Annotated in this window: 2 protein-coding genes; both read right to left on the reverse strand. The window is 45.9% G+C overall.

The features are described 5' to 3' along the window. Positions 1-71: 71 nt before the first annotated feature. Positions 72-524, reverse strand: a complete 453-nt coding sequence (locus VT06_RS16875; RefSeq protein ID WP_046555496.1) for a hypothetical protein — start codon at positions 522-524, stop codon at positions 72-74. Further along, positions 499-817, reverse strand: a 319-nt coding sequence (locus tag VT06_RS18525) for a hypothetical protein (RefSeq protein ID WP_200898014.1), incomplete at its 5' end; no start/stop codon positions are given. The genes VT06_RS16875 and VT06_RS18525, both read right to left, overlap by 26 nt.

Below are 817 nucleotides of genomic sequence, written 5' to 3' on the forward strand. Positions count from 1 at the left end.
ACAATTGCCCTTTTGCAAAAGGCAGTATCTGATCATAAGCTGGCGTTTGGGTCAACTGTTGAGTGAGTTGGTTAAAAAGTGTTCGTGATCTTGCCCTGGGGTGTGTGCCAATCAGCTGCCTGACTACCAAACATATTGAATGATATCGATGTTTGCATATCTGTGGCAAATACTGTTCCGGTATGATAGCTAGTTACCAATTTACCAATTGAAAAACCATCAGCATGTTTATAAATCCTTGCATAAATTTCCGCACCACCATTTTGATCAGTGATGCGTGAAGCATTGGTATGGAGCCAGTCTGCAGACTCTTTGTGACTCTTTAAATCTTGCGGCTTAAGCTTGCTAACCTTGTCATTAATATTATCTAAATCTCTGTTCAGATTCGCTTTCTCTGAATCATCTAAATACCGTCCATTTTTACCAGATTTTGTGTGCCCGTCTGCTTCAACAGAACCTTGTTTTCTTTCAACACCTCCAACCTTGTCCTGCCCACTACTAGCCAGATTTGTTAATCCTGCCATAGCGGCTTGGAAGATCGCGCCCTTTAGCAAACCCCTTTGCCATGCCTCCGGCAAAGTTGGCCATGGCGGTGCCGCCGCCTTCTATTGCCTGCATAGCCCCTTTTGCCATTTGGGCATAGCCGTAGTAAGCGTAGGCTGTCAATGCGTGACCCAAAGCAGCACCCAGTGCTGTGGTAGCAGTTGTTGCTGCCACGTAATTCGCCGCCCATATCACCAACATTTGGAAGAAATAGCCTGAGGGGTCGGTGGCATTTAACGGGTTATTGTGACCCCATTCATGTTTCAGGCTGCAT

This window comes from Arsukibacterium sp. MJ3 (assembly GCF_000987765.1).
In the GTDB taxonomy this organism is placed as follows: Bacteria; Pseudomonadota; Gammaproteobacteria; order Enterobacterales; family Alteromonadaceae; genus Alishewanella.

Excerpts from the sequence above, each read along its gene's own strand:
- VT06_RS16875 (WP_046555496.1), bottom strand. The coding sequence starts at position 524 with ATGGCAGGATTAACAAATCTGGCTAGTAGTGGGCAGGACAAGGTTGGA.